The sequence below is a fragment of the uncultured Sunxiuqinia sp. genome (assembly GCF_963974515.1).
Classification (GTDB): domain Bacteria; phylum Bacteroidota; class Bacteroidia; order Bacteroidales; family Prolixibacteraceae; genus Sunxiuqinia.
The window spans coordinates 1-1,535 of sequence record NZ_CAXBDD010000227.1; the positions used below are offsets into that span (position 1 = coordinate 1).

1 protein-coding gene and 1 pseudogene are annotated in these 1,535 nt (G+C 44.8%); both read right to left on the bottom strand.

Annotation, left to right across the window (positions count from 1 at the left end):
* Positions 1-356, bottom strand: a pseudogene (locus tag AAC033_RS19135) (ROK family protein); the annotation flags it as partial.
* Positions 357-359: 3 nt separating this feature from the next.
* Entirely contained in the window at positions 360-1,088 is a 729-nt protein-coding gene (locus tag AAC033_RS19140; RefSeq protein ID WP_339741195.1) for a GntR family transcriptional regulator, read from the bottom strand.
* Positions 1,089-1,535: the final 447 nt, after the last annotated feature.

The window sequence follows — 1,535 nt, forward strand, 5'->3', positions numbered from 1 at the left end:
AAACGGATGGGAAAATCGGCTGGCAATTTCAAATACGCTCGCAGGGCTTCCGGAACATTCAGCCTGTAAATATTCTCGTACTTGTTGTTTTCGCCCGTAAAACGTGGAATTCCGTTTTGGTAGTCGAAAGGCCCAGGCATGGCAAATCCGATTCCGACTATATTTTCGAGGCCGGCCAGCCGAATGGATTCGGCGATTGTCTTTCCCCAAGAGTCGATGATCACATCAGACTGGGCGTGATTGTCCAGGTCATTTTCAGCAAAGGTTTTGTCTAGAAATTTTTCTGACTCCCAATTAAAAGCGGCGCTACTCACGTGACTTCCGCCAACATCAACGCCAATGGCAATTTTCTTCATGGTTTATCTTTTTATATCAATGGTGTAGGCAAATTTGTCGGCACAATAAAACCCGATGTTGTACTCCAACGGACGGTCTCCGGGATCGTAAACCAGCCGTTCGCGCACCAGGACCGGATCACCCGCTGCGATGGACAGCCGCTTGGCGGTAATGCTTGTGGCCAGTCGTGCCTTGATTTTTTCTTTGGACAAGGAAGGTACCACGTGGAAATCATCTTCCAGAATTTCGTACAGCGGCCGTGTAAAATCTTCGTTTCCCGTGAGTCCAATTCGCGGATGAAAATAACTTTCGAAATACACGAAAGGCCCGGCATCATCGCCACGCACACGACTTAAGCGAAGCACCCTGGTCTGCTCTTCAACTTTGAAAAACGAAGCCAGCTTTTCATCTGCTTCGACCCATTCAATATTCAGGCTATAAGTCTTAAACTGGACACCACGCTCATTCATCTCCTGGGTGAAGCTGTGCCAATGTTGCAAGTGGGTAGTCACCGTTTTTTTGGCCACTATGGTGCCCACACCCTTCTTGCGAACCAACAATCCTTCGTATTCCAATTTATTGGTCGCCTGTCGCAAGGTATTTCGCGAAATCCCCAGCTGCCTGGCCAAATCAATTTCTTTTGGCAGAAATCCGCCATCCTGATATTCGGGCAGTTCAATCATTTGCCGCAACAGGCTTTCCACCTGGGCATGCAGTGGAATGGGACTCTGGTGGTCAATGGTCAATTTCATTCGAAAACTTCTTTTTTCTTGTTCATATGTTTGAACATACTAAATTAAGCTATTTATTTTAGAAATAAAACAATGCGAAAAAAAAAGACCACCTATTTTCACAAGCAGCAGTTTCAATAAAATTCAGAATAATTTGATGATTCATCTTTTGACAAAGAAAACGGCAGGTCCTCTGTTTGTGTTCCCCGGTTTGTTAACTATCATTCCTGTTATCTGGGCAGAACAAGATCCGAATACGGACTATCGAGGAGCAGGATTCTTGAACATTCAAACTTGATGAAATACTCCGATCGAAATTACTCACAAGCTCGGAACTTATTCTCGTTCATCACACCTATTTTGACTCAAAAAAGGTGGAGAACTAACATGCAGCTCTCCACCTTTCTATCTCTTCAACTATTTATCTATCGAAAACGAGTAGGGGAAATCGGATGCTTTGGTTCCTCT

Coding starts and splice junctions, on each gene's coding strand:
- AAC033_RS19140 (WP_339741195.1), bottom strand. CDS start 1,088: ATGAAATTGACCATTGACCACCAGAGTCCCATTCCACTGCATGCCCAG.